The sequence below is a fragment of the Ottowia thiooxydans DSM 14619 genome, assembly GCF_000422885.1.
GTDB lineage: Bacteria > Pseudomonadota > Gammaproteobacteria > Burkholderiales > Burkholderiaceae_C > Ottowia > Ottowia thiooxydans.
This window is the reverse complement of record NZ_KE383942.1, coordinates 468,652-492,925: the sequence shown is the minus strand read 5'-3', so window position 1 is coordinate 492,925 and position 24,274 is coordinate 468,652. Positions and strand designations below refer to the sequence as shown.

At 58.8% G+C, this 24,274-nt stretch carries 22 protein-coding genes; 4 read left to right on the top strand and 18 right to left on the bottom strand.

What is annotated here, in order from left to right; genetic code table 11:
- Positions 1 to 73: 73 nt before the first annotated feature.
- From G518_RS0128705 to G518_RS0128690, 4 genes are all read right to left on the bottom strand, one after another.
- Positions 74 to 2,416, bottom strand: coding sequence for a cytochrome P450/oxidoreductase (locus G518_RS0128705; RefSeq protein WP_028605413.1), 2,343 nt, complete (start codon positions 2,414 to 2,416; stop codon positions 74 to 76).
- A gap of 141 nt (positions 2,417 to 2,557) precedes the next feature.
- On the bottom strand, positions 2,558 to 3,364 hold the full coding sequence (locus tag G518_RS0128700) for an IclR family transcriptional regulator (protein ID WP_028605412.1): 807 nt from the start codon (positions 3,362 to 3,364) through the stop codon (positions 2,558 to 2,560).
- A gap of 251 nt (positions 3,365 to 3,615) precedes the next feature.
- Positions 3,616 to 5,220: a sulfatase family protein gene (locus G518_RS0128695; RefSeq protein ID WP_051237511.1), complete on the bottom strand. Its 1,605-nt coding sequence runs from the start codon at positions 5,218 to 5,220 to the stop codon at positions 3,616 to 3,618.
- Positions 5,217 to 6,206, bottom strand: coding sequence for a Bug family tripartite tricarboxylate transporter substrate binding protein (locus G518_RS0128690; RefSeq protein WP_028605410.1), 990 nt, complete (start codon positions 6,204 to 6,206; stop codon positions 5,217 to 5,219). Before G518_RS0128690 ends, G518_RS0128695 begins: the two co-directional genes overlap by 4 nt.
- A 108-nt stretch (positions 6,207 to 6,314) precedes the next feature.
- Here G518_RS0128690 and G518_RS38895 point away from each other — a divergent pair, with 108 nt between their 5' ends.
- Positions 6,315 to 7,202: a LysR family transcriptional regulator gene (locus tag G518_RS38895; protein WP_051237510.1), complete on the top strand. Its 888-nt coding sequence runs from the start codon at positions 6,315 to 6,317 to the stop codon at positions 7,200 to 7,202.
- A 128-nt stretch (positions 7,203 to 7,330) separates the two neighbouring features.
- On the opposite strand, the gene G518_RS0128680 is transcribed toward G518_RS38895, so the two are convergent.
- The gene (locus G518_RS0128680; protein ID WP_028605409.1) at positions 7,331 to 8,050 is read right to left on the bottom strand and encodes an ABC transporter ATP-binding protein; all 720 of its coding nucleotides are present in this window, start codon (positions 8,048 to 8,050) and stop codon (positions 7,331 to 7,333) included.
- Between the two features lie 16 nt (positions 8,051 to 8,066).
- Between G518_RS0128680 and G518_RS0128675 the strand changes: the two genes are divergently transcribed.
- Both G518_RS0128675 and mnmH read left to right on the top strand, forming a co-directional pair.
- Entirely contained in the window at positions 8,067 to 8,699 is a 633-nt protein-coding gene (locus G518_RS0128675; protein WP_051237538.1) for an arylesterase, read from the top strand.
- Complete coding sequence (gene mnmH, locus G518_RS0128670) at positions 8,696 to 9,766, top strand: tRNA 2-selenouridine(34) synthase MnmH (protein ID WP_028605407.1); 1,071 nt, start codon at positions 8,696 to 8,698, stop codon at positions 9,764 to 9,766. The genes G518_RS0128675 and mnmH overlap by 4 nt, the downstream gene beginning before the upstream one ends.
- A 168-nt stretch (positions 9,767 to 9,934) precedes the next feature.
- Here mnmH and G518_RS0128665 read toward each other — a convergent pair whose 3' ends face one another.
- The 3 genes from G518_RS0128665 to G518_RS0128655 form a co-directional block, all read right to left on the bottom strand.
- Positions 9,935 to 10,432 (bottom strand): hypothetical protein, encoded by a 498-nt coding sequence (locus G518_RS0128665; RefSeq protein ID WP_051237509.1) that lies wholly within the window; start codon positions 10,430 to 10,432, stop codon positions 9,935 to 9,937.
- Between the two features lie 160 nt (positions 10,433 to 10,592).
- Positions 10,593 to 10,787, bottom strand: a complete 195-nt coding sequence (locus tag G518_RS0128660; RefSeq protein ID WP_028605405.1) for a hypothetical protein — start codon at positions 10,785 to 10,787, stop codon at positions 10,593 to 10,595.
- A gap of 24 nt (positions 10,788 to 10,811) precedes the next feature.
- A complete protein-coding gene (locus G518_RS0128655) occupies positions 10,812 to 11,576 on the bottom strand; it encodes a DUF2189 domain-containing protein (protein ID WP_051237537.1) in 765 nt (254 codons plus the stop codon).
- Positions 11,577 to 11,941: 365 nt separating this feature from the next.
- Here G518_RS0128655 and G518_RS40820 point away from each other — a divergent pair, with 365 nt between their 5' ends.
- A complete protein-coding gene (locus G518_RS40820; RefSeq protein ID WP_211231777.1) occupies positions 11,942 to 13,105 on the top strand; it encodes a hypothetical protein in 1,164 nt (387 codons plus the stop codon).
- A 10-nt stretch (positions 13,106 to 13,115) separates the two neighbouring features.
- On the opposite strand, the gene G518_RS0128645 is transcribed toward G518_RS40820, so the two are convergent.
- The 10 genes from G518_RS0128645 to hflX form a co-directional block, all read right to left on the bottom strand.
- Complete coding sequence (locus tag G518_RS0128645; RefSeq protein ID WP_028605402.1) at positions 13,116 to 14,330, bottom strand: PLP-dependent transferase; 1,215 nt, start codon at positions 14,328 to 14,330, stop codon at positions 13,116 to 13,118.
- Between the two features lie 6 nt (positions 14,331 to 14,336).
- A complete protein-coding gene (locus G518_RS0128640) occupies positions 14,337 to 15,152 on the bottom strand; it encodes a family 1 encapsulin nanocompartment shell protein (protein WP_028605401.1) in 816 nt (271 codons plus the stop codon).
- A 36-nt stretch (positions 15,153 to 15,188) separates the two neighbouring features.
- Positions 15,189 to 16,313, bottom strand: coding sequence for a Dyp-type peroxidase (locus tag G518_RS0128635; protein WP_028605400.1), 1,125 nt, complete (start codon positions 16,311 to 16,313; stop codon positions 15,189 to 15,191).
- Between the two features lie 77 nt (positions 16,314 to 16,390).
- Positions 16,391 to 16,915 carry a phosphoribosyltransferase gene (locus tag G518_RS0128630; RefSeq protein ID WP_028605399.1) on the bottom strand — a complete coding sequence of 175 codons (525 nt, stop codon included), beginning with the start codon at positions 16,913 to 16,915 and terminating at the stop codon, positions 16,391 to 16,393.
- Between the two features lie 29 nt (positions 16,916 to 16,944).
- The gene (locus tag G518_RS0128625; protein WP_028605398.1) at positions 16,945 to 18,321 is read right to left on the bottom strand and encodes an adenylosuccinate synthase; all 1,377 of its coding nucleotides are present in this window, start codon (positions 18,319 to 18,321) and stop codon (positions 16,945 to 16,947) included.
- A gap of 102 nt (positions 18,322 to 18,423) precedes the next feature.
- Complete coding sequence (locus G518_RS0128620; RefSeq protein ID WP_028605397.1) at positions 18,424 to 19,599, bottom strand: ATP phosphoribosyltransferase regulatory subunit; 1,176 nt, start codon at positions 19,597 to 19,599, stop codon at positions 18,424 to 18,426.
- An 873-nt stretch (positions 19,600 to 20,472) separates the two neighbouring features.
- A complete protein-coding gene (locus G518_RS0128615) occupies positions 20,473 to 20,658 on the bottom strand; it encodes a DUF2065 domain-containing protein (protein ID WP_028605396.1) in 186 nt (61 codons plus the stop codon).
- Positions 20,659 to 20,662: 4 nt separating this feature from the next.
- Positions 20,663 to 21,553: a protease modulator HflC gene (gene hflC, locus G518_RS0128610; protein ID WP_028605395.1), complete on the bottom strand. Its 891-nt coding sequence runs from the start codon at positions 21,551 to 21,553 to the stop codon at positions 20,663 to 20,665.
- A 9-nt stretch (positions 21,554 to 21,562) separates the two neighbouring features.
- Entirely contained in the window at positions 21,563 to 22,942 is a 1,380-nt protein-coding gene (gene hflK, locus G518_RS0128605) for an FtsH protease activity modulator HflK (RefSeq protein WP_028605394.1), read from the bottom strand.
- Positions 22,939 to 24,171: a GTPase HflX gene (hflX, locus tag G518_RS37455; RefSeq protein WP_051237508.1), complete on the bottom strand. Its 1,233-nt coding sequence runs from the start codon at positions 24,169 to 24,171 to the stop codon at positions 22,939 to 22,941. The genes hflK and hflX overlap by 4 nt, the downstream gene beginning before the upstream one ends.
- Positions 24,172 to 24,274: the final 103 nt, after the last annotated feature.

Below are 24,274 nucleotides of genomic sequence, written 5' to 3'. Positions count from 1 at the left end.
AGGGGGATTATCGACTCATGCCCGCATTCGAGCTCGAGGATGAGCGAATCTCAGCAGACCTTACGGCCCGAACTTACAGCGCCACCACGAGTTTTCCTCCCGCGGCCCGGGAACAACATGCCAGCATGCGGGAGTTGGTAGCACGTTCAGATTTGGTCAGCACCTTGTCTCGGTGATCTACCTCGCCTTCGAGCACAGCGACTTCGCAGGTCCCACACAGACCTTCGCCACAGTCGCAGGGCACGTCGACCCCAACCGACTGCAGCGCTTGCAGCAAAGTACGGTCGGCGGGGACTTCCACGTCCATGTTCGAGTCTTTCAGACGCACGACAAAGGCATGTTCCCGGGATGGGTCAAGGACCTGGCTTTCGGCATGGAAGTGCTCGAAGTGAAGCACGCCTGCCGGCCAGGCTTCGCTGTGGCGTTCCAGCTCGTCGATCAATCGATCAGGCCCGCAAGCATAGACACGTGTCTGGGCATTCACCTCACTCAAAGCATTGGTCAGAGACAATCTCTGCCCTTCGCGTTTGAGATACAGATGCAATGCAGATGCATGGTCACGCTCAAGGCGGCCGAGCAGAGCCATCTGCTCTCGCGCGCGGCCCGCGTAGTGGATCGAATAGGGTTTGCCCAGGAACTTCAGTCGGTCCGCCATTGCCATGATGGGGGTGATGCCAATACCGCCAGCCACCAGAATGAAACGCTCGGCGGATTCATCAAGCTTGAACATGTTCTTGGGCCCCGCCAACTGGAGCGCATCGCCCACCGCCAGGGTGTCGCAGAAATGGCGTGATCCGCCCCGGCCGTTGGTCTCTCGTTGAACGACGATCTGCAACGACGAGCGATCATCTGCCAAGCCACACACAGAGTACTTGCGCCGGAATCCTCCGGCGATCAAATCAAGGTGCGCACCCGCTGACCAGGCCGGCACAGGAGCCCCTTTCGGATCAGCCACCACGATGCGGCAAAGGCCATCGCCCTCTGCGTGCTTTTCACGCACGACCACGCTTCGGGTGATAGCGTCTTTGGGCGGTGGGCCCACATAGAAGCCGCCAGGTGCTTCGCGCAGCTGAGGGCTCTGCCGCTCAGGGTTGAGCGCGGGGTCCCATTCGGCTAGCAGCGCGGACGGACCTCTGAACGAGGTGTTGGAGAGATAGCTGAATGATTGATCAGCCACCAGGTGCAAGTGCGGCAGGCGACGCGTGAATTCTTCGATGAACACACGCATCTGCATGCGCGCAATGTTCTTGCCCATGCACTGATGCGCACCATATCCGAAGCTCATGTGCTCCACCGCGCTTTCGCGATAGACATCAACTTCTTGAGGGTTCTCGAAGTGCAAGGGGTCGAAGTTGGCCGAAGCTTGCAGCAGCAAAATCCTGCTGCCTTTGGGAATGGCCACATCACCGATCACGGCATCGTCGGTGGCAAGGCGGCGCCAGGCGATGATGGAGCCGCCCACACGCAGGCATTCCTCCACCGCGTTGGGTATGAGCGCAGGGTTTTCGCAGAGGGCGGCCCAGGCAGTACGGTGGCTCAGCAGCGTGTGAAACGCGTTGGCGGTTGCATTGGAAGTGGTTTCGTGGGCAGCAGCCAGGATAGCCATCATCATGGAACGCATGTACGACTCAGGCACCACGTCGGGATGCGCCAGATGCTGGCGTATGGTCTCGTACATCCAGCCCTCACCGTCTGGCTGGGCACGCATGTGGTCAAGAATCTCCTGCGCCGTTTGCCAAAAGCGCCCAACATCGTGCGCAATCTGAATCTGCTCCTGCGCTGTGGGCCGCCCCCAGGTATTGAGCGTATGCGCCACGGCGAACTCGCGCAACTGCGCAGCGTCATCGTCAGGTACACCCAGGAACTTGAGCGCGACGTTGAGCGGAATTTCGTAGAACATCTCAGCGACCAGGTCCGCGCGGCCTTTGTCGATGAATCTGTCCATGTACTGCCGCGCCAACGAACGCACCATGGGCTCAAAGGTGGCCAGCCGGGCAGGCAGGAAGGCATCCATCAACAGGCGCCGGCGTGCCATGTGGTCAGGCTCGTCTTCGTTGACCATGGTTCGGTTCATGGCAAAACCGTATCCCTGCAGCACCTGCATGACTTCCGGCGTGGCCGGTGTGATTTTCTCCAGCGCCACGGAGGGCGAGAACAGCAGGTTGTCACGGAACACGGCTTTCACGTCTTCATACCGTGTGACCACCCAGTAGCCCAGTTGGGGGCTCCAGAACACGGGTTCCTGTTCGCGTGACCAGCGCACGTAGTCGGCTGGTGCCTGCATGTAGGCATCTTCGAAAGGATTGAATGCAGCCGCCCCTGCGCTGACAGGGCATCCATTGGGTGCCACTTGGCCGGTCATTGCACGGTGATCGACGGGGCAGCGGCCTGTGGGCTGGGAGCTGGGTAGATTCATGGCGATAGCTTTGAGATCAGTTATCGTAATGATATTACGCAATGCGTAATTTATCAACCAGTGGCCCGACACAGAGGGTTCGCGCGAATCTCAGCAGGATCAGTAGCGGCAAGCGAGCATTGCCTTGTCCACGCCACCGATCTATGCCTTCAAGAATCCCATGGCGGCGCTAATCTCTGAAGCCTCACGCACGACGTCTTGACAAACCGGACCATCACGCCGCACGTCAACGCCATTGGTGGAACCCAGCGCCGTCAGCACGGCGCTCACATGCCCCCGCACATCGAAAATTGGAGCCGCCACCGCGCTGATACCGCGCAGGAGCGTGTCATTCACAATGGCGCAGCCCTGCTCACGCACTTGAGCACACAACTGCGAGATACCATCCGGCGTGGCCAGAATGGCGCGCTGTTCTGCACTCCCGGACTGATACTCTTCCTCGGCTTTGGTGCGCATCTCGCTGTCGTCAGAAAATGCCAGGAAGGCTTGGCCCGTGGCTGACCAGAGAAAGGGCAGCACCGAGCCAGCGCGGATGTTCACCGTAACGGGCAGAGAAGGCTCTTCAATGCGCAACACCGTCGGCCCCATATTGCCAGTCACTGCAATAAAGCAGGTCAGTTGCAGTGATTCACGTAGCCGCACCAACGCCAACTCCCCCATGCGCACCGGGTCACACTGCCGCAACGCGGCCAGCCCGATGCGGATCGATTCGGTACTCAGGTAATAGTGCTGGGTGGAGGGGTTCTGCGCGATCAACCCCTCCTGCGCCAAGCTGGAAAGGTAACGATGCACCTTGGCCGTGCTCTCGCTCACTGCCGCAGCGATGCTGGTGAGGCTGGCACTGCCGCCCAGAGTCGCGAGCGCTTTGAGGATCACCATGCCGATCTCGGCGGATTGAACACGTTGACGCCGGTTGTTCGGAGGTTCGAGAGGTTCGGATGCACGCATGGGCCAGGATCGACGCTAAGCGATCAATATTTACGCAATGCATCAGATCATTGCACAGTGCCGGTGCTAACAAGGAATCCCACCCGAGGGAAAGCCCAAAGTCCCCAACCCACCCAGATCGATTGCAGTCAGAAGGAGTGAACGAGTGAATGAGTCCAACGTGCCCGAGATCTCAAGACCGGCATGAGGGGCTCGTTCGTGCTTTCTTAGCGCCCATTCAAAGTCTCTGCGAGGAAACTTTGAACAGGCTCTCAGGCCAGACTGGTCGGCTTGGGGCACATGTCCGTGTGGCGCATCAGCGTGCGCGCCAGCTCTTCCACCAAGGATTGCCGCAGCCCCCGGCTGCCTTCATCGTCCCATAGGTTGTGGCATTCCTGCGGGTCTTCCTGCAGGTCGTAAAGCTCTCCCCAGTCGCCCTCGTGATAGAGGCTCAGGCGGTAGCGCTGAGTAACCAGCGTGCGCACCTGCACGGGCGTCTCGAACCCCACATACGCCCGCTGCTGGCTCTCTTCAATGAGCACACCACTCCGGCCAGAAGCCAATGCCCCACCATGCTCATCGAACAAGGGGCAACCTTGCACACCACTGGGCGAGCTGATGTTGGCGCGGCGCAAAATCGAGGGACCAAGGTCCATGCTGCTGCCCAGATCATCTCTAGCGCCTGCACTGCCTTCGGGATCAGCCCAGATAAAAGGCACACGCACCAGGCCATCGTAATGAAGCGGCCCCTTGAGCATGATGCCGTGGTCACCCATCAGATCGCCATGGTCAGACGTAAAAATAACCACGGTATCTCGCTCCAGATCCAGCTCCCGCAATCGCGCCATGATCATGCCGATACGATCGTCGATATTGCTGATCATGCCGTAGGTGAGCGCGATGATCTCCTGGATTTCGCGCGCCTGCGCCGCAAACATGCGGGGAGTTTCCAACTGCGCACGGCCATCAGCACGCTCGCGCTGCAACCACTGCACGTGGCGCTCGGCCCCTTCGGTCCGAGTCGCCGTGGGCGGCAAGGCCATCTGGTCAGGGTCGTACATATCCCAGTAGCGCCCGGGTGGTGTCCAGGGGTGGTGCGGATCTGGAAATGAACACATCAGTGCAAAGGGCTGGCCCGGCCGCTCAACAGTGTGACGGGTCAACCAATCCATGCTTTGTTCGGCAATGTAGTGGGTCGGGTACTGGAATTCATCGAGCTGCGTGTGCCACGCCTGCGGAGCGACAAACTCAGGATCGCGCCTGCCGTGCTCACGGCCAATGCGCCCCGCCACCTCAGGGTGGTGCTTCTGGAGCCAGCGGAGATAGTCACCAAAGCACTCGTCAGCATGATGGTTACACAGCACCACGTCCTGAAACCCGTAGTACGGCAAAGTCAACTGGTGCTCTGGACGCTCCCAGCTGGAACGCAATTCCTGCCGGTAAGCAGGCGCGTGCAGATCGACGCGGCGCGCTTCGGCGTAGCGCTTGCTTTGGCGAGTAGTCACCTTGGCTTCGGGCGGTAGCGCAGGCGGTCTGTCTTCCATATTCTGAAGGTGGCTTTTGCCAATCAGGGCCGTGTGATAGCCAAACTCCGAAAGCACATCAGCGAAAGTCACGCTCTCCAGCGGCAAAGGCACGCCATTGCCGCGTGCACCGGTGACCGAAGGCATGCGCCCGGTCATCATGGCACCGCGGTTGGGCATGCAAACCGGGTTGCTGACGTAGAAGCGTTCAAAACGCGATCCACGATCCGCCAGCGCATCGATGTGAGGGGTGCGCACCACTGGATTGCCATAGCAGCCCAGGTGGTCTGCGCGGTGCTGATCGGTCAGGAAGATGAGGAAATTAGGTTCGCGCACAGCCGCCTCCAAGCTCATTCGTTGCTCACTTTGCCGGCCTTGATCAACTCCGACCAGCGAGCTTGATCGCCTTCGATACGTCGCGCTGTGGCTGCGGCATCGCGATCCAACCGGTCGACACCTTGAGTCACGAATGCCTGCTTCAGCATGGGGTCGTCCATGGCAACCCGCAGGGCCGCATCCAGTCGCGCCTGCACGGCTGCCGGCGTGCCTATTGGTGCGGCAAGCGCCCACCAGACGTCGGTTTCCTCACCCAGCCCCTTCATCCCGAGCTCAGTGAAGGTAGGTACGGCTGGCAACCGCGCTGAGCGCTTTGCACCGGTCACGGCCAGTACGGCGAACTTCTCGTTCTGAGCGTGCTGCACTGCCACTGGCATACCCACAAACATCAGATCCAGCCGTCCGCCCAGAAAATCCGTCATGGCGGGGCCCGCACCTCGATAGGGCACATGGAGCAATTCGATGCCCGCCGCATTCTCCAGCAAAGCACCCACCAGATGCGAAGGTGTGCCATTGCCGGCAGAACCGAAGCTGATCTTGCCCGGACGAGTCTTGGCCTGGCGAATGAGCGTCTGGAGATCGGTCAGACCCGTTGCTTTGTTCACAAGCAGCACATTAGATTGCCCTGCCACCGTGCGGATGGTGGTGAAGTCACGCAGGGTTCTGTAGCCCGCGTTGGCGGACAACTGCGGTAGCAAGGTAAGTTGGCCATCTCCAGCAAACATCACCGTGTAGCCATCCGCCTCTGATTTCGCGAGAGTCTGCGCTGCCAATGCGCCGGCAGCGCCTGGTCGGTTATCGACCACCACGCTCTGCCCTATGGCCTTGGTCAGCGCCGTGGCCACGATGCGTGCCAGGATGTCGGTCGGACCACCTGGGGCAAACCCAACCAGCATGCGGATCGGCTTATTGGGAAATTCCTGTGCCAAGGCCACGCCAGGAGCAGAGACACAAAGACCTGCGCCCAGCGTGGCGAGGAAGTGGCGACGGTTCTGTGGATTCATGCTGGTCTCCTTGGAGTTTGTTGTTGGTGTTCATCGGGGGCTTCTCTATTTTTGATTTTCCCGACGCACTCAGCAATAGACGCTCGCACTGAAAGATAATCTGAAGTTATGGATTGGCGAAATCTGGAACTCCTGCGCTGCGTGGTTGAATCCGGCGGATTCACGTCAGCGGCACGCGTGGCTGGCGTGAGCCAACCTGCGATTTCTCAGGCTATGCAGCGGCTGGAAAATCAGATTGGCCTGCCCTTATTCGAACGGCAAGGTAGAAGGCGAATTCCCACCGCCAAGGCTTTGGAGCTGTCACGAGCCATGCAGAGGGCAGAAGATGACCTGCGGCCCCTGCTGCAGGACAGTGCCGGCGCAAGTCCGCCGGCCCATGAGCGCGGCGTTCGCGTGGGCCTGGCTCCGGCTGCGGGTTTGCTCTACGGTCCAGGCATGGTCAACGTACTGGCCAAAGCAGGCTTTCGCACCAGGATGTCCATCACCACAGGTCCGGCACCGGAGATGCTGGAGGCCTTAAAGTGCGGCGAGCTGGATATAGTGGTCGCACCCCGCCCACGCGGCAGTGATGACGGTACTTTGTGCGAGCACCTGATGTATGTCAGCCAGCCCCTCATTTATTGCCGGCAGGGCCACCCGCTGGCCAAGGCCACCTCCTTGCGCGAGATCACTCGCGCGCACTGGGTGGTAGCAGGTCAATCGGGTACGCCCGGCAATGTGGTGGAAGAGGCGTTTCGGGTCAGGCGCTGGTCACCGCCCCGGATTGCGGTGCAATGCACGGACTACGCGATGTTGGTTCAGATCGTGGCCGGTAGCGATCTGCTTGGCGTTGTGTCTCATCCTCGGCTGGTGGCACAAAGTACGCAGCAAGGAATCGTCGCGTTGTCGGTCGAGGAAGGCCTGCCGCATTACGAGGTATGCCTGTTCTGGCCGCGCCGAATTCCCAGGCGCGAGGCCTTGATTCGGCGGATCATTGAGAATCTGACCAGCAGCTAAGGCTTGAGGAAACCGAGGCAGTCAGAAAGTCTGCAGCTCCTAGGAGGCTGTCGGACTTGGAAATCGCCGGCTGCAAATGGGCCGCAGCGGTCCATTTTCGCTATCGGCGCTCCAAGTCCGACAGCCTCCTAGGCTGGGGTGGTGGAGGCAATCCTTCCGGCCTCCACGGTCAACCGCCTGGAACACAGCTCGGCAATGGCGCGATCATGCGTTACCAGCACCAGGGTGGTCCCCTGCTCCCGGTTCAGATCAAACATGAGGTTCATGATGGTCTCGCCGGTGGCGAAATCCAGGCTTCCGGTGGGCTCGTCAGCTAGCAATACGGCTGGGCGCACTACAAACGCTCGTGCCAAAGCCACACGCTGCTGCTCTCCACCCGACAACACCTTTGGATAGTGGTTCAGGCGCTCGGCCAGGCCCACGCGCGCCAGCATCTCCGTAGCGGCGCGGCGCGCATCCTTGCGGCCGGCCAGCTCCAGCGGCAACATCACATTCTCCAGTGCGGTGAGGTTGCCCAGAAGCTGAAAGCTCTGGAACACAAAGCCGAGCTTGCGTGCCCGCAGCGCGGCTCGTTCATCTTCGCTGCCGGCAAAGAGATCTTCCCCATCCAGACGCACAGTTCCGCGCGTAGGCGTGTCCAGTCCTGCGATGATGGACAGCAGCGTACTCTTGCCAGAGCCAGAGGCGCCCACAATAGCGACTGTTTCACCCTGATGCACGGTGAAGTCGATATCACGCAGAATATCGAGTGTGCCAGTGGAGTCCGTGACGGACTTGAAGACGTGCTCCACGGCGATGATGGCGGGGCGGGAGGCGTCTGGCGAAGTGCCGGGCGTTAAATTGGTCATTGGAGATTTTTCAGCTTTGTTGCGACGACACTTTATCCGGTTCTCCCTTGCAGGCCTTCCAATCGGGGCTTTAGCGGCCTCGCCTGCCCGGCCACCCGTGCTTCTGGTACTGGGAGACTCACTCAGCGCAGAATACGGCTTGGCGCGCGGCACCGGCTGGGTGGCGTTACTGCAGAAGCAACTTCTGGCGGAAAAAAATCCGACCAAGATCGTCAACGCCAGCATATCCGGCGACACCACATCAGGAGGCCGTTCCCGCCTGCCTGCACTCCTGAAAAACCATCAACCCACCGTGGTGGTGATCGAGTTGGGGAGCAATGACGCCCTGCGCGGCCTGCCTTTGACCATGACGGAGGACAACCTGACCGCCATGACGCAAGCAGCCCAGCAAGCTGGCGCCAAAGTCGTGCTGGTGGGTATGCAGATGCCCCCCAACTATGGAGCAGACTACGGTAACCGCTTCTCCTCCCTGTTCGAAAAGGCGGCCAAGGCCCAAAAGGCGGCGCTGGTGCCCTTCATGCTTAAAGGCGTGGCGGATCAAAAGGACGTGCTGAAGTTATTTCAGGCTGATCGCATCCACCCCACTGCCGAGGCACACCCCACCATACTCGCCAATATCCTGCCCACTCTAAAGCCCTTGCTCAAGTGAGCGTCCTACGCATTGCCGCTGAGCAGGCGCTGGAGCAAATTGCCGAGTTCAGCGCCGTCATTGATGCGCGCAGCGAAGGCGAATTCAAGCTCGATCGCCTTCCACACGCCGTCAACTGGCCCAGCCTGCACGACGAGGAGCGCGTGCGCGTGGGAACACTCTACAAACAGGTCAGCCCCTTTGAAGCAAAAAAACTGGGGGCAGGACTGGTGGCCAAGAACATCGGCAGCCATATCGAACGCGAAGTTCTGGACAAGCCAAAAGACTGGAAACCTCTCATTTACTGCTGGCGCGGTGGCCAACGCAGTAGCGCGCTGGCGCTGGTGCTCGGGCAGATCGGCTTTCGTGTCCACCTCATAGAAGGGGGCTACAAGGCTTTTCGCGCCGCCATGCTGGTGCAGATCTCACTGAAGGCGGAGCGCCTGCGCTACCGCGTGATCTGCGGACCCACAGGCTCTGGCAAGACCCGGCTTCTGCACGCCTTGGCGCAAGCTGGTGCTCAAGTGCTGGACCTGGAGGGGCTTGCCCATCATCGTGCTTCGGTGCTGGGTCTCATCCCAGGTCAACCCCAGCCTTCGCAAAAACGCTTTGACACGCTGGTGTGGGAAGCCCTGAGCAGCTTTGATCCTCAGAAACCTGTCTATGTGGAAGCGGAAAGCAAAAAGGTGGGCAACGTCACACTGCCGGACAGCTTGTTCTCGGCCATGCGGTCAAGCCCCTGCATACGGGTCGAACTCACCGAAGAAGCCCGCGTGGCGCTGCTGCTGCAAGACTATCCATTTTTCGTCTCTGATCCAGAGTTTTTCTGCCGCCGCCTGGAAGCTTTGATTGAGTTGCGTGGCAAGGCAGTCATTGAAGCCTGGAAAGCTCAGGTGCGAGCCGGTCAGCTCGAACCGGTGGTGCGCGAACTGCTGCGCCTGCATTACGACCCTGGCTACGCCGTCTCCACCCGCCGCGCCTTCTCGCAATTCGACACCGCTCGCGTGGTGTCCAGCAACGATTGGAGCCCTGAAATGCTGGCACTCAAAAGTGCGGAAATCCTGTCGAATGAAAGCAGCCCCCTTTAGGAGCACGGGCGGTACAAGGCATCGGCGCCCCTAGACCGCTCAACCGCTGTTTTTCGCCCAGTCCTTTCTCTGCAAACCCTCTGCGGACACAAAAAAACCAGGCTTATCAGGCCTGGTTTTTTGTGTCATGCGCGATAGAACCACTACCGCACCGATCTGAAAGCAATCTCAGGCAGCGCAAGCCTTGCTGGATTTCGAGACCTGGTAGCCCTTGGCAGTGGCATCTTCCTTGGTCATGTATTGGCCATTCTTGGTCTTACCGAAATGCTGGTCGCCCTTGCAGTGATAGATTTTGGTGTCGACGTTTACCCAGACTTGGCCAGCACGGCTGCGGGAGGATTTCGTAGCCGTGTCACCGTCTTTTTTAGCGACTCCACCATGCCCGCTGCATGCACCACGCATCGTAGTGCCTTCGAATGCAGTGCCGTCTTTACAGACAGCGCGTACTGAGGAGGTCTTGGCACCAGAGGCAGCCTTGGCACCAGAAGCAGCCACTGCAGGAGCCGCCGGAACAACCGCAGCCGTCACAGGGGCCACGGCAAGGCTAGCGACTGCCGGGGCAGCGACTGCAGGCTTGGCTGGCGCGGTAGCTGCGGCCGGTGCTTGCGCGAACGCGGCACCTGCGAACAAGGTACCCAAAGCAAACAGGAGGGAAGAAGTCTTCATGAGATGAGCCCTTAATACCGCATGAACGCACATGCATGCTGCGAAAAACGCGATCTCACGAGGATCGGTTGACAGCTTGACCCCACATCACACGCCTGGGGCTGGAGCAAATGCCGAATTGGCGACACTTATTGAAAGTATCCTGAAATATGTTGGCGTTTTAATCGCCGCCCTCAGCACCACTACCACCGGCTTCACCGGGAGCGGCACCGTCAGGCTCACCGTCGGCATGACCATCTCCGCCCTCCCCCGGTTCGAACTTACGTTCGGCCTTGGCTTTGAGCTTGTCTTCCTTCTTGCGCTTCTTGGCCAGTTCTCGTTGGCGCTTTTCGAAGTTGTAATTTGGGGTTGCCAATGTGCTTATCCTTGATATAAGTATTCACTGTACCACCTTGGCCGCGGGCTCCAAGGCGGGCTCCTGCCAATGCACCGAACCACGGTAAGCGTGCCAGCTGGCGTGACCCAGAAGCGGGCCTGCGACGATCAGTCCCAATCCCCAGGGGATAAACGCCAGCAAGACCAAAAGTGCGATCAGCAAGCCCCACCACAGCATGGTGATCGGATTGGCGAAGACCACTCGAATGCTGGTAATGGCCGCGGAAATGGCGTCGGTATCGCGGTCAAGAATCATCGGTATCGACACTACGGCAGTGGAATACACCAACAGCGCAAAAATACCGCCTACCGCCAGGTACACCAGCACAAACTCGATGTTCTCGGGGTTGAAAATGGCTTGCAACACACCAGTGGTCGAAGGCATGCCGGTATTGAAGAACACAGCAAAAACCACCAGAGACGCCCGTCCCCACAACAGCTCAAGCACGATCAACACCAAAACCAGCATCGCCATGCTGCGCATGTGACGATCCCAGCAGGTGAGCGAAGCGGCAAACTCCGGTGCAATGCCCCGCTCCCGCCGGCGGCTGACTTCGTACAAGCCCATGGCAAGAAACGGCCCTATCAGCAGGCAGCCAGAGGCGATAGACATCACATATTCGGGTTGATTGCGAAACACCAGCGCCAGCACGGCAGCCATCGCCCAGAAGCAAACCCCGTAAAAGATCCCTATGCCGGGTGCGGCCATGAAATCCTTGAAGCCTCGCGCAAGCCAACGCAGCGGATCGGCAAGACCAAGCGGCACCATCACGGCCTGCGGAGCCGTGGAGGCCGGGGGAACATAGGGCACGTAACCCTGGTCCAACTCTGCGGACGGCGCTTGGGTGGACAGATTGGTTGATGCAGGGGCAGGTTCGGTCATGCGATACGACAGGAAGGGCTCTAGGAGGCCGCTGGACTTGGAAATCACCGCTCCAAGTCCAACAGCCTGCTTGGCAAGCATATATCGCCAGAGACTCTATTGATAGGTGGCAAGAACCCTACACGCACAGGTAACGGAGGGCCACCGGGCGTCACAGCACCGGTTGGAACCATTCGCGCCAGCCCGTTCCTAATCCGATGAAGCCGCCAAAAAGTTCATCTTTGCGCTCACCACCATCGGGGATAAATCAAGTGCTTGAGTCCGTCACATTTTCAAAGTCGCCCTCTTTCCCAGAAGCACACTCTTTTTCGGCGCTGCCTGCGCCAGACGATGACGTTTTCCACGACCCTGAGGAGCTCCCACAGGCGCAATACGAAGCATTTTTGAGCGCTTGCGAAGAGGGTGCCGTCAAAGACCTTTTGCCTGAGGTTCTCGTTGACTCTGGTGGCTCCACTGACGCTGTTAACTCTGCTGACTCCGTGGATGCTGCTAACTCTGTTGACTCTGCTGACTCTGCTGACTCTGCTGACTCTGCTGACTACTTTAGCGTCGACGAAGACTCTGTCAAAGAGGCCGTGAGTGCGGAAGCCAGCGCCGCGGCGAGCCTGGGAACTTCCCTAAAAGAAGCCAATGAATTTATACAAAACAGCTTTAAACAGAGAGCTTCGTCTGAAGAATTGAAAAATAATCCGGCAGAGCTACTTCGTTTTGTCGCCAAAAATACCAACCCTCACCAAATGCTCTTCATTTGGGAGAACTTTGTTCAGGCATTGAAGGATTGCATCAAAGAAAAATCTCTCACGCCGCTTTGGACCAATGGATTCAAATTGAACTGCGTGACTTGTTCATACGCCGTCGACAAAACGCTTCTCAGCATTTACACCTCAAGTTCCTTCACGGCCCCTCCAAAGCTCTGGCAAGTCACTTACGGAAGGGCTAAGGGCCTCACGGACACCAGCGCCGCCATATCCAGTAAGTGGGATGAGGACGAAAAGCAATATGACTCCGAATACTTGGACAGGCTAAAAGGCTGTATCAAGCCTGGTGAGCGTGCCATTATTTCCGTTCCAGTGACAGGGGTGGGGAAAAGGTACTCTCATGCCATGAACATGATCAATTTGGGAACTGAGGGTTCGCAAGGGCCGTTTTTCATCATCTGCGGCCAAAGTGGAACCGTCTTTAACCTGCAAGAGAGAGCTGATGTCAACGCCTTTTATGCGCGCCACACGAACGACGCCACCCCCACCAGAGCGAGCGAAATCGACAAATCCGATGTGAAATACACCATTGTTCGCGACGATGAGCCTACCGATGCCGCGTCAAAGGAGTCAATGACCGCGGGTCAATCAGAGGTCCGACAAGCTACCCTAACCGTGGTCCAGCAGCCTGATCTGCATCCTGGCCAATTCGTATGAGGCCAAGGGCTCACATGGGCAGTGCTCTGCCCAACGCTTGCGTCAGGTCCGCCTGTAAATCAGACGCGTCTTCCAGCCCCAAGGAAAAACGCACAAGTGTGCCTCGGGCCAGATAGCCGGGCCACGCATCCCTCATGTGGTTGAGCTCGTAAGGCATGACCAAGCTGATTGGCCCACCCCAACTGAAACCCAGCTTGAAAAATTTAAGCGCATCGCAAAAGGCATCTACCTGCTGCGGGGTATAGCGTTCATCCACCATCACGCTGAATAGTCCGGCAGCGGCCCCCTGGCCTGCCGATTCTGCCAAGCTACACACCTGCTGCCAATGCGCATGACCGGGTGAGCCCGCAAGTGCCGGGTGCAGCACCTGCGCGAACTGCGGTTGCTCCGCGCACCACCGTGCCAAACTACGGCCGGCATGGTCTTGCGCGCGATAGCGCAGGCCAATGCTGGGCAGCGCGCGCAAAATCGCTTCCACGTCGTTCGCGCCTACGCCCAAACCCAGGCGCATATGCGTCAGCTTGATCTTCAGGTGGAGAGCCTCATTGCGCGTGGTCACGCTGCCCATCAGCACGTCGCCGCCGCCGCTGGGGTATTTGGTAAGGGCGTGGACAGAAACATCCACCCCGGTGCCCTGCCCGTCCAGATCAAAGGCATTGAAGGCCAGCCCTGCTCCCCAGGTGTTGTCCAGAGCGCAGATAACGCCTCTGGCTTTGGCAATGCGTACCTGCTCAATCAGGTCAGGAAATTCCATCGTCACCGAACCAGCGGCCTCCAACCACACCAGTTTGGTTTTCTCCCCTATGCGCGCCGCCAGGTCGGCAGGGTTCATGGAGTTATAGATCTGGTGGGTAATGCCAAAAGCGGCCAATTCACCCTCGGCAAGCGCCCTATTGGGGCCATAGGCGCTGTCCGGGATCAGGACTTCGTCACCGCTCTTGAGCAAAGCCAGCGCCACATTGGCAATGGCCGCGAGACCGCTGGGAACCAACACGCATTGCAGACCGCCTTCTAGCGCTGCAATGCGCTCTTCCAGCACAAACGTGGTGGGGGTGCCGTGCAAGCCATAGGTATAGCCGCTCTTGCTCTTCCAGTCGCGCGTGCGCATGGCGGCCACGTTGGGGAAAATAACGGTAGATGCCTTGAACACGCCCGGCTGAGGCGCGTCGAAGCCATCTGGCGGGCTATAGGGGTGATGAATGAGACCGGTGGATTGCGCCGTCATATCTGGTTATTTCCCCTGGGGCAGCACAGCCACGGCCGCTTCGGCGGTCAACAAGCGGAACGTCAGCGTCTCTTCCAGGTACAAGCGCACGCTGGTTTCGTTGTGGCTCAAGTAGCCAATGGAAAGATCGCGTCCCAAATGCAAGGTGAAGTCTCCACCGCGTGTGGAGAGCACATAGGCACCTTCTATAGCGGGCGCCCAGATGAGTTTGTCGTTGCCGCCCAGCAAGCGCTGCATATGATTGAGCACAGGGTAGCCGCGATCATTGGCTTCTTGCACGGCTGTGTAAACATCAGCGCCCAGCACTGCAATATAGGGGCCATCCACGCCAGCCAGCTTGAGTTGCTTGAGCGCTTCAGCAATCACGTCCGGGTAGTCGGTGGCTTGGGCCGGAAGCGACAGGACAGGGTTGGAAGAGCCCTCACGTATTCCTTCAATGCCGGCAGCCTGGTAACCCAGAAAAATGGCGCGGTCTTCAGCGTAGGCAAGTTGCTCAGCAGCGTTCTTGGCGGGTTGCCAATCGGAGTCCTCTGCTCCGCGCTCCACGTCATCAATCGCTTCGCGTGAAAGCTCGAAAGGCACGCGCAGCTCCACCAGCGGTTTCACAATGCGCTGGCGGGCAACAACACCCTCTTGTGGTGGCGCAAGCGGAGCCATGTGCCCAGTCCCCACAGCAGAGCATTTGCTACCCGCTTCTTCGACATCCACATCCACTGCGCGGCGGCCAGCCAGGTTGCGACGGAAAGTACGGGCGACCTCTTCTTCGATCTGCGCCCAGGCGCTGTCAGAGATGGGTGCCAATTCACGATGCAGGTTATTCATTCTGGAGCTCCAGCAGTGATTGAAATTAACGCGCGTTCAGCTACCTTTTTGAGGCGCCAATAGGGAGTCCAGTTGCGGTTGCCCTCTGAGAGAGCCAATGGACAAGGTGCCACCGTTCGAAGTACCTGCCATGTCATCGGGACTGGCGTCTGAAGCAGAAGATGCGCCAGGCGCTGCGCCTAGTTCTGCCTCTGCTTCTGCCTTCAGCGGGTTGCCATCGGCCAGCGCCTCCAGCAGGGCTTGTGACGGCACAAAAAAGAGTGTGCCCGTCACGGCGGTGCTGAAATCGAGCAGGCGATCGTAGTTCCCAGGCGGGCGGCCTATGAACATGTTGGTGAGCATGAGTTCAGTCACGCTCGGATTGTTGGCGTACGCGATGAAGTAGGTGCCGAACTCGCCACGAGAAGGGGCGGCGAAGGCCATGTTGGAGCGCAAAATGGCCAACTCGTTGCCGTCTTCGTCTTCCACCACATTGAGCGCCACGTGCGAATTGGTGGGTTTGACGTCGTCCGCCAATTCGATGTCATCGGCCTTGGTGCGGCCTATGACGCGCTCTTGCTCCTCTGTGGAAAGCTTGTTCCAGGCTTGCATGTTGTGCAGGTACTTTTGCACGATGACGTAGCTGCCGCCCTCAAAACCGGGGTCTTCGCCGCCAATAACAGTGGCATCGTGCGCCTCGGCGCCTTCAGGGTTTTCCGTACCGTCGACAAACCCAACCATGGAGCGCGCATCGAAATAGCGAAAGCCATGCACCTCGTCGACAGGCTGCACGGCGGCTCCCAACGCCTGCATGATCTGCGTGGCCAGTTCGAAGCACATGTCTTCAGTGCGAGCGCGAATGTGCAGCAACAGATCGCCGGGAGTCGATGGCGCGTGATGCTTGTCGCCACTCAGTGCTTTGAAGGGGTGGAGTGCAGCCGGACGAGGGGCGCCAAACAAGCGGTCCCAGGCGGATGAGCCAATACCAACCACCAGGCTGAGCTCCCGCCCCACCAATCGTTTCCCCACGCTGCGGCGAAGTCCGGCGGCGTTGCCCAGGAAGGCGCGTACCGCTTCCTCGGCCGGTGCACCGGGCGCAATGTCCAGCACGATGAAATACGCTGCTACGCCGGGTGAATCCGCAACAGCCTGCGGTTCGGGGGAGGTGCTGGGGTCAGTCATGGGGGCGTCAAACTTTGAAATTAAGCCCTGCCCTTTTCCCGGGCAGTCGAGAAAATACCTGAAACTTCAACTCGTCACTAGATCTTCCACTTGGTCAGCAGCTTTTCCGGAGGCATGCTGTCATAGGTCTCGAAAGGCTGGTGAATCCAGGGGTTGGAAGGCAAATCTTCCACCGAGTAATCCGGATTGAAGCTGGAGCACCCTTTGGTCCAGATGACAGCTGTGCGCAGCTCGGTGATGGGCGCGTAGTTGGTTCTCAACCTGTCCACCACGGACTGAAGCGTGACTCCGGTGTCGGCGAGATCATCAACCAGCAAAACCTTGCCAGCAATCTGGCCTTGAGGCGTAGTGATGTAGTGAGCAATATCCAGATGCCCCTGCACCTTGCCAGCCTCAGCGCGGTAGCTGCTGGTCGACATGATGGCCAGTGGCACTGAGAATATGCGGGAAAGAATATCGCCGGGGCGCATACCACCACGCGCCAGGCACAAGATGGTGTCGAATTTCCAGCCTGACTGATGCACCTTGATCGCGAGTTTTTCCACCAGGTTGTGGTACTCGTCAGAGCTCACGTAGAGATGCTTGCCGTCCTCTGTCAACATCGTGTATTCCTCGATTTCTTAGAGTTGGATCAGTCCGCGAGATAGGGATGGCGCACCATGATCGTGTGATCACGATCCGGGCTGGTAGAGACAACATGGATGGGCACGCCCGTTGCATGAGCAATGCGTTGCAGGTAAAGCCGGGCATTGACGGGGAGTTTGTCGTAGTCAGTGACCCCAACCGTGCTTTCGCTCCAACCTTCCATTGTTTCGTAGATGGGGTTGCAGCGAGCGATCTCGTCAGCGCCAAGAGGAAGAATGTCTATGGTTTCGCCATCGAGTTCATAGCCCACGCACAGCAGCAATTCATCCAGGCCATCCAGCACGTCGAGCTTGGTAATGCACAGACCATTCAACCCATTGACTTGCGCCGAACGCTTGAGCAAAGCAGCATCAAACCAGCCGCAGCGCCGGCTACGTCCGGTGGTCACGCCTTTTTCGGCACCAACCGTGCTCATGTGATAGCCCGGTGTGCCAGGGGTTTCCCAATCCAGCTCTGTAGGGAACGGGCCGCCGCCAACACGTGTGCAATAGGCCTTGGTGATCCCCAGCACGTAATGCAACATGCCTGGCCCCACCCCGGAACCCGCTGCAGCATTGCCAGCCACCGTGTTGCTGGAAGTGACGTAGGGATAGGTGCCGTGGTCAACATCCAGCAAAGTACCTTGAGCGCCTTCGAACAACAAGTTTGCACCGTGCAGATGCGCTTCGTTCAATTCGCGCGAAACATCCGCCATCATGGGGCGGATTTGCTCAGCGTGCCGCATGGCCTCTTCATAGACCACATCGAACTGCACCGCGCCGTCTTTCAGGTAAGGCTTCAGTGTCTCGCCGAACTCAAGGTTTGCGGAATCCAGGAATGTGGTGAGCACCAGGTTGTGCAGCGCCAGCAGCTCGCGCAGCTTGGTGGCAAAGCGATCCGGATACTTCAGATCCTGAACGCGCAGCGCACGGCGCGCGATCTTGTCTTCGTAGGCAGGGCCAATGCCCCGGCCGGTAGTGCCAATTTTCTCGCTGCCGCCGCTTGCACGGGCAGCCTCACGCGCCACATCCAGCACAGCGTGGAAAGGAAGGATGAGTGGGCAGGCTTCGCTGATCCGCAGGCGGTCACGCACTTGCACGCCCGCTTTTTCCAGCCCTTCGATTTCTTCCAGCAATTTAGCGCATGAAAGCACCACGCCGTTGCCGATATAGCACTTCACGCCTGGCCGCATGATCCCGCTGGGAATCAGGTGCAGTGCCGTTTTGACGCCGTTGATGACCAAAGTGTGGCCGGCATTGTGTCCGCCCTGAAAGCGCACAACACCCTGCGCGCTTTCGGTGAGCCAATCTACCAGTTTGCCTTTACCTTCATCGCCCCACTGGGTGCCGACGACGACAACGTTACGTCCATTAGTGGTTTTCATCCTGTGCCCTGTTTATGCTATTTCTTGCTGCTTGCCGATAACCGAAGCCGATGACCGGTTGCCAATGATTTCGCCACTCGCGCGGCTTTCATGAGAGATGCCTTAATGGGCACTCTCATCCGTGACTTGTACTACCCACTGTCCGGCTACTTCATGCAGTTCGCGGTCGCAGCGGAATTCATCGATCTCATTCTCATCACCCGGCAAAGCGCAAACAACGGTTTCACCGCGCCCACGCAAAGACGCCACCGCCGCGCGCAAGCCAGGAGCATCGCTCCAGGGTGCCCGTATCGCTGTTTTGAGCGGAAGCGTAGGTGCCGCACGCACCAATTGCTTCACGTCCATGCTGAATCCCACCGCGGGCCGATCTCTATCGAGCTTGTGGCCAAAGACCGCGCCAACGCCGTCATAGCGACCACCGCGCAGTAGCGCGTCACCCGCACTCTGGGCGTACACCGCAAAACGCGTTCCGCTGTAGTAGGAGTAGCCACGCAAATCGGCCAGATCGAATGTGGTCTTCGCGCCATCCAGGCGTGCGGCCAGCCATTTCATATCAGCCAGAGCGGCGCGCACCGTCTCTGACGATGCAAGTCTCTTTTCCGCCTCTACCAGCACCTTTTCATCGCCATACAACTGCACCAGCGCCAGCAGGCCATTGCGAGCGGAAACCGGGAAGTTGCGAGTCAACTGCGAGAGCTCGCTCTCGTCCTTGGCGGCCAAAGCGGCGTGCACATCGTGAAGTGCCTCAGCTTCCAGAGGAACTTCAGCCAACAAGCCGCGCACGATGCGCGCATCGGCCATATCCACGCTCAGGTGATCGATACTCGCCGCGCGCAGGCAATCAAGCGCCAAGCTGAGGATCTCCAGATCCGCCTCTCGCCCTGCATGCCCGTAAAGCTCAGCGCCCAGTTGCAGCGGCTCGCGTGTGCCATGTGCGCGTTCAGGACGCGCATGCAGCACGGGGCCGCAGTAGGCCAAACGGGTAATGCCCTTGCGGCCCAGCAAATGGGCATCAATACGGGCGACTTGCGGCGTGGTGTCAGCGCGCAAACCGAGCGAACGGCCTGAAAGCTGATCGACAAGTTTGAAGGTCTGTAATCCCAGCGCTTCACCGGTACCGGTGAGCAAGGAATCCAGATGCTCGATCATTGGCGGAATCACCAGCTCATAGCCGTAGCTACGCGCGGTATCCAGCAATAATCTGCGCAATTCCTCGATGTGCCGGGCCTCTGAGGGCAGAACATCGGCGATGTGATCCGGCAGGAGCCAAGCGGACATGGCTTTTAGAGGGCTGTTAAAAACAGTATTCTACTAGTGTCGGGAATGGGGATCCGCGTGGCATGTCAATCGCTATGGGTTCAGCTAGGAACGTGGAGGTCCTGCTCGGCTTCTCTCAGTGGTACTGGGGCTCACCGCAAGCTGGGGCAGCCCAGTTTTTGACGAGCGTCAGGGGTGTTTTCAGAAGCTGCATGCCGCGCAGGAGCACGGCGGTCCCAGCGACGGCGAACTGCGGATCAGCAGCAGACTGGGTACACGCTGAACGGGCCCTATAAACCCAAGAGGATGCAGACAAAAGCACTTCGCAGCCTCGATTCTGTCCATGCCCTCTGAGAACGAGTTCAAGCTCGTTGAGCGATCACTTTCAAGGTATTGAATTAATCTTTCCCGACAGGGAAAGACTAGCCATTCGAAGGCCGAGCAAAGCAATGGCCGGAGCGGGTATCCACCCCTTGAGGCCGTGCCGAGGAGCGCAGGGCAAGGGGTGGGCAAGAGCACTGAAAGATGCTCTTGCTTCGTGAACTAGCTTGCGGCAGCTGTTTGAACGTAGTGAGCGAAGCGAAAGAAGAGAGTTCTGCCGCACCGCCCCTTGACCGAGCACCGGAGGGTGCCCGAAGCGCAGCGTAGGGACACGGACTTGGGGTCGCATTTCTTTGGTTCCTTGCTTTGTGCGAGCAAAGAAAGGGACTGCACTGCCGGGGGCAATCCCGGCCTCCGACCTCAAGAAAAGAGCAGAAGGTAATTAGCAACCGCAGCGCCCAATCAACCGCCGCTTGCCCTCACCCCAGCCCTCTCCCAGAGGGAGAGGGAGCTAAAGAAGGAGAGGGAGCTAAAGTGGGAGAGGGAGTCAACGCCCCCGCACGGAGTGCGCTCTTAAATCAGCCAAAACAAAGCCAATCCAATCACCACACTCACCAACCCAAAAAACCGAATCTGCCCATCATGCATCTGCAGCAATTGGGTAAACACCCCACGCCAAGCCTTAGGCGCCACGAAGGGCAGCAAGCCCTCAAGCACGAGCGCTATGCCCAACGCCATCAAAAGCGTATCCGCATCCATCGCCTCAACGCTTGGTGGCGGTAGTGCCTCGCATGACGTTGAAGAACTCAGACGAAGCCGGATCGATCACCAGCACATCGCCTTTTTTACCTATGCTGGCCTTGTAGGCATCCAGGCTACGGTAGAAATCAGCAAACTGCGGATCTTTACCGAAGGATTCGGCATAAGTACGGTTAGCTTCGGCATCGCCCTCGCCTCGCACTTTCTGAGCATCCCGATAGGCATTGGCCACGGTGACCTCGCGCTGGCGATCAGCAGTAGCGCGAATGGTTTCGCCCTCGGCTGCACCAGTCGAACGCAGCTCATTCGCCACGCGCTGACGCTCCGCCTGCATACGGCGATAGACTGATTCGGTAATGGCTTCAACATAGTCGGCACGCGTGATGCGCACGTCGACGATGTCCACACCCCAGGGCTTGGCACCCTTGACCGACTCAAGCACTTCCCGCTTCACGTCTTCCATCAGCGTTTCACGCCGGGTGGAGATCAGCTCGGGCACCGTGCGGCGGTTAATTTCCTCCTGGAAGGCATTGCGCACCACGCGATTGAGTTGCAGAGCACCGGCATTCTCATCCAGGCCCACGTTACGGATGTAGGCACCCGGATCAGTAATGCGCCAGCGCACGTACCAATCGATCACGACACGTTGCTTCTCAGCCGTGAGCATGGGCTCCGTGTCCACACTGTCGAGCGTGAGCAGGCGTTTATCAATATAGGAAACGTTCTGAAATGGCGGGGGCAACTTGAAATTGAGCCCCGGTTCAGTAATCACTTCCTTGATTTGCCCCAGTGCATAGACCACGCCAAACTGGCGCTGATCCACCACGAAGAGGGTTGAGCTGAGCAGGCCCAGCAAAATAATGACGGTAGTACCGATGAATCCAAGCTTGTTCATCTGCGGGCCTTATCTGGATTCACGATCGCGGCTGCGAGCGGCATCGCGCGAACGCGCATCAATGGCGGGAGGTGCGGCCGGCGGTGCGGGTGTGGCGTTGCCGGGAGATGCGGGAGTAGCTTCCGTACCTGCAGCAGTTGCCGGGGCACCAGCCGATTGCATGATCTTGTCGAGAGGGAGATACATGAGGTTTCCACCGCCGCGACTGTCAATGAGCACCTTGTTCACGCCGCCGTAAATCTGCTGCATGGCATCAAGGTACATACGGTTGCGCGTGACTTGAGGCGCTTTCTGGTATTCGGTCAGCACCGAAGAAAAGCGCTGTGAATCACCCTGAGCCTGCGCCACGATACGCGCTTTGTAGCCTTCTGCTTCTTGCGTCAGGCGGGCAGCGGTACCAATGGCACGTGGCACGACGTCATTGGCATACGCCTGTGCCTCGTTCTTGGCACGTTCGCGCTCCTGGCCAGCCTTCAACACATCATCAAAGGCAGCTTGCACTTGCTCAGGAGGCCGTACGCCGCCTTGCTGCATGTTGACAGCCACGACTTCAATCCCGACCTTATAGCGATCCAGAATGACCTGCATCAGATCACGCACGCGTGGCGCAATCTGATCGCGTTCCTCAGCGAGCGCTGAATCCAGCTTGATCTTGCCTACCACTTCGCGTACGGCGGTTTCCGCAGCCTGTACGACGGCATCATCCGGGCTCTTGCTTTCGAAGAGGTACGCACGTGCATCGTTCAGACGGTATTGAACGGCGAATTTGATCTCGACGATGTTTTCGTCTTCGGTCAACATGGCCGATTCACGCAAGCCTGTGCTCTTGATGACCGTGTCACGACCGACATCGACCGAGCGGATCTGCGTCACGCGCACCACCTCGTGGCGCTGAATGGGGTACGGCAAACGCCAATTGAAACCCGCACCGACGGTGGAGTTGTATTTGCCGAACTGCGTAATAACGGCCTGTTGGCCCTCTTGCACAATGAAAAACCCGGTGCCCAGCCAGATCAGCAGAGCAATACCCGCGGCCACACCTATTCCCAAGCCTGCGCTTTTCATATCGGGCTGGTAGTTGTTGCCACCGCCGCCACCGCTATTGCCGCCACGACCGCCAAAGAGGCCGCCCAGCTTACGGTTGAAATCACGCCAGAGCTCGTCCAGATCAGGAGGCCCCTGATTAGGCCCGCGGCCATTGCCGCGTGGAGGTGGTTGCTGCTGGGGACGCTGCGGCGCAGGATTGGGCTCGTCCACCGGAGGGCGTTGTTCATCAGCGCCGCTGGGTTGGTCGTCGCCTCTTCCCCAACGCTGGTCATTCAAGTTGAACATGCCCCGCAAACGCCCCGGCCAGGAGGCAAGGCGCAAGGTGCTGTAGCGGTCTTTCATTCGTAGAGGTCTTGGCTATTCAAACTGTTATTGTGCCCAATCCCGAGAGCACTCTCGGAAGGATCGGACAAGTGACCTGATTCTGACTCTCGGTTCCCATCCGGGGCTACACGAGAGGCCGGCGCCAGGCGCGCCAATTCAGCCCGCAAGAGCTGCAATCCTTCGCCCGATTGGGCGCTAACGAACAGGCGCCCAAAGGTGCGTCCGTCTATCTCCACGACGTCTTGCGCAGCCAGCGGGCGGCGCGCGTCGTCGAGAGCGTCGAGTTTGTTAAAAACCAGCAGCTGGGGAACGTCGCCTGCACCAATCTCCTGCAGTACGCGTTGCACCTCAGCCATTTGCTCGTGATAGCCGGGGTTGGACGCATCGACGACGTGCAACAGGAGATCGGCGTCTACCGCCTCTTGCAAGGTGGCTTGAAACGCGTCGATAAGCCCGTGTGGCAGATCCCGAATGAATCCCACTGTATCGGAAAGGGATACAGAAACCCCTGTTTCCCCCAGGTAGAGCTGGCGGGTAGTGGTGTCGAGTGTGGCGAAAAGTTGATCGGCCGCATATGCACGCGCTTTGACAAGCGCGTTAAAAAGCGTCGATTTACCAGCGTTGGTGTAGCCAACCAACGAAATATTGAATGCGCCCCGGCGTTCGCGGTGGCGCCGCTGAGTCTGGCGCTGACGCTTAACCTTGACCAGGCGGTCTTTTGTTCGCTTGATCGAATCGCCAATCATTCGGCGATCAAGCTCAATCTGGGTTTCGCCTGGCCCGCCCCGCGTGCCAATACCGCCCCGCTGGCGCTCCAAGTGGCTCCAGCGACGAACCAAACGGGTGCTCAGGTATTGCAAGCGCGCCAGTTCGACCTGAAGCTTACCTTCATGACTACGCGCCCGTTCGGCGAAAATTTCAAGAATTACCAGAGTGCGATCATTCACGGGCAAGCCCATGACGCGCTCCAGATTACGCTGTTGCACCGGGCTGAGTGTCTGATCAAACAACACTTCCTCGGCACCTAGCTCCGCAGCCAAAGCGCGAATTTCTTCGGCTTTACCGCTACCAACGAACAAGGCAGCATCTGGCGCCTTGCGCTTGCAGGTCAATCGGGCCACCGGGCGCATTCCGGCCGTTTCTGCAAGCAAACCCAACTCTTCGAGTTCACCGTCAAAATTGGGCGCACCTAGGTCCACTCCTACCAGCACAGCAGCGGCGCGATGGGATTGTTCAGGGTTTGCCAAAGTGAATAGATGAAATCCGTTGTTTAAGCAAACTCACCCCGCTCTCACGGGGTAAGGCCTAGAAGATCCGTTTGCTGAGACTGCCCCGAGGGTCCAGCATGGT

Excerpts from the sequence above, each read along its gene's own strand:
- G518_RS0128705 (WP_028605413.1), bottom strand. The coding sequence starts at position 2,416 with ATGAATCTACCCAGCTCCCAGCCCACAGGCCGCTGCCCCGTCGATCAC.
- G518_RS0128700 (WP_028605412.1), bottom strand. The coding sequence starts at position 3,364 with ATGCGTGCATCCGAACCTCTCGAACCTCCGAACAACCGGCGTCAACGT.
- G518_RS0128695 (WP_051237511.1), bottom strand. The coding sequence starts at position 5,220 with ATGAGCTTGGAGGCGGCTGTGCGCGAACCTAATTTCCTCATCTTCCTG.
- G518_RS0128690 (WP_028605410.1), bottom strand. The coding sequence starts at position 6,206 with ATGAATCCACAGAACCGTCGCCACTTCCTCGCCACGCTGGGCGCAGGT.
- G518_RS38895 (WP_051237510.1), top strand. The coding sequence starts at position 6,315 with ATGGATTGGCGAAATCTGGAACTCCTGCGCTGCGTGGTTGAATCCGGC.
- G518_RS0128680 (WP_028605409.1), bottom strand. The coding sequence starts at position 8,050 with ATGACCAATTTAACGCCCGGCACTTCGCCAGACGCCTCCCGCCCCGCC.
- G518_RS0128665 (WP_051237509.1), bottom strand. The coding sequence starts at position 10,432 with ATGAAGACTTCTTCCCTCCTGTTTGCTTTGGGTACCTTGTTCGCAGGT.
- G518_RS0128655 (WP_051237537.1), bottom strand. The coding sequence starts at position 11,576 with ATGGTGCCGCTTGGTCTTGCCGATCCGCTGCGTTGGCTTGCGCGAGGC.
- G518_RS0128645 (WP_028605402.1), bottom strand. The coding sequence starts at position 14,330 with ATGACGGCGCAATCCACCGGTCTCATTCATCACCCCTATAGCCCGCCA.
- G518_RS0128640 (WP_028605401.1), bottom strand. The coding sequence starts at position 15,152 with ATGAATAACCTGCATCGTGAATTGGCACCCATCTCTGACAGCGCCTGG.
- G518_RS0128635 (WP_028605400.1), bottom strand. The coding sequence starts at position 16,313 with ATGACTGACCCCAGCACCTCCCCCGAACCGCAGGCTGTTGCGGATTCA.
- G518_RS0128630 (WP_028605399.1), bottom strand. The coding sequence starts at position 16,915 with ATGTTGACAGAGGACGGCAAGCATCTCTACGTGAGCTCTGACGAGTAC.
- G518_RS0128625 (WP_028605398.1), bottom strand. The coding sequence starts at position 18,321 with ATGAAAACCACTAATGGACGTAACGTTGTCGTCGTCGGCACCCAGTGG.
- G518_RS0128620 (WP_028605397.1), bottom strand. The coding sequence starts at position 19,599 with ATGTCCGCTTGGCTCCTGCCGGATCACATCGCCGATGTTCTGCCCTCA.
- G518_RS0128615 (WP_028605396.1), bottom strand. The coding sequence starts at position 20,658 with ATGGATGCGGATACGCTTTTGATGGCGTTGGGCATAGCGCTCGTGCTT.
- hflC (WP_028605395.1), bottom strand. The coding sequence starts at position 21,553 with ATGAACAAGCTTGGATTCATCGGTACTACCGTCATTATTTTGCTGGGC.
- hflK (WP_028605394.1), bottom strand. The coding sequence starts at position 22,942 with ATGAAAGACCGCTACAGCACCTTGCGCCTTGCCTCCTGGCCGGGGCGT.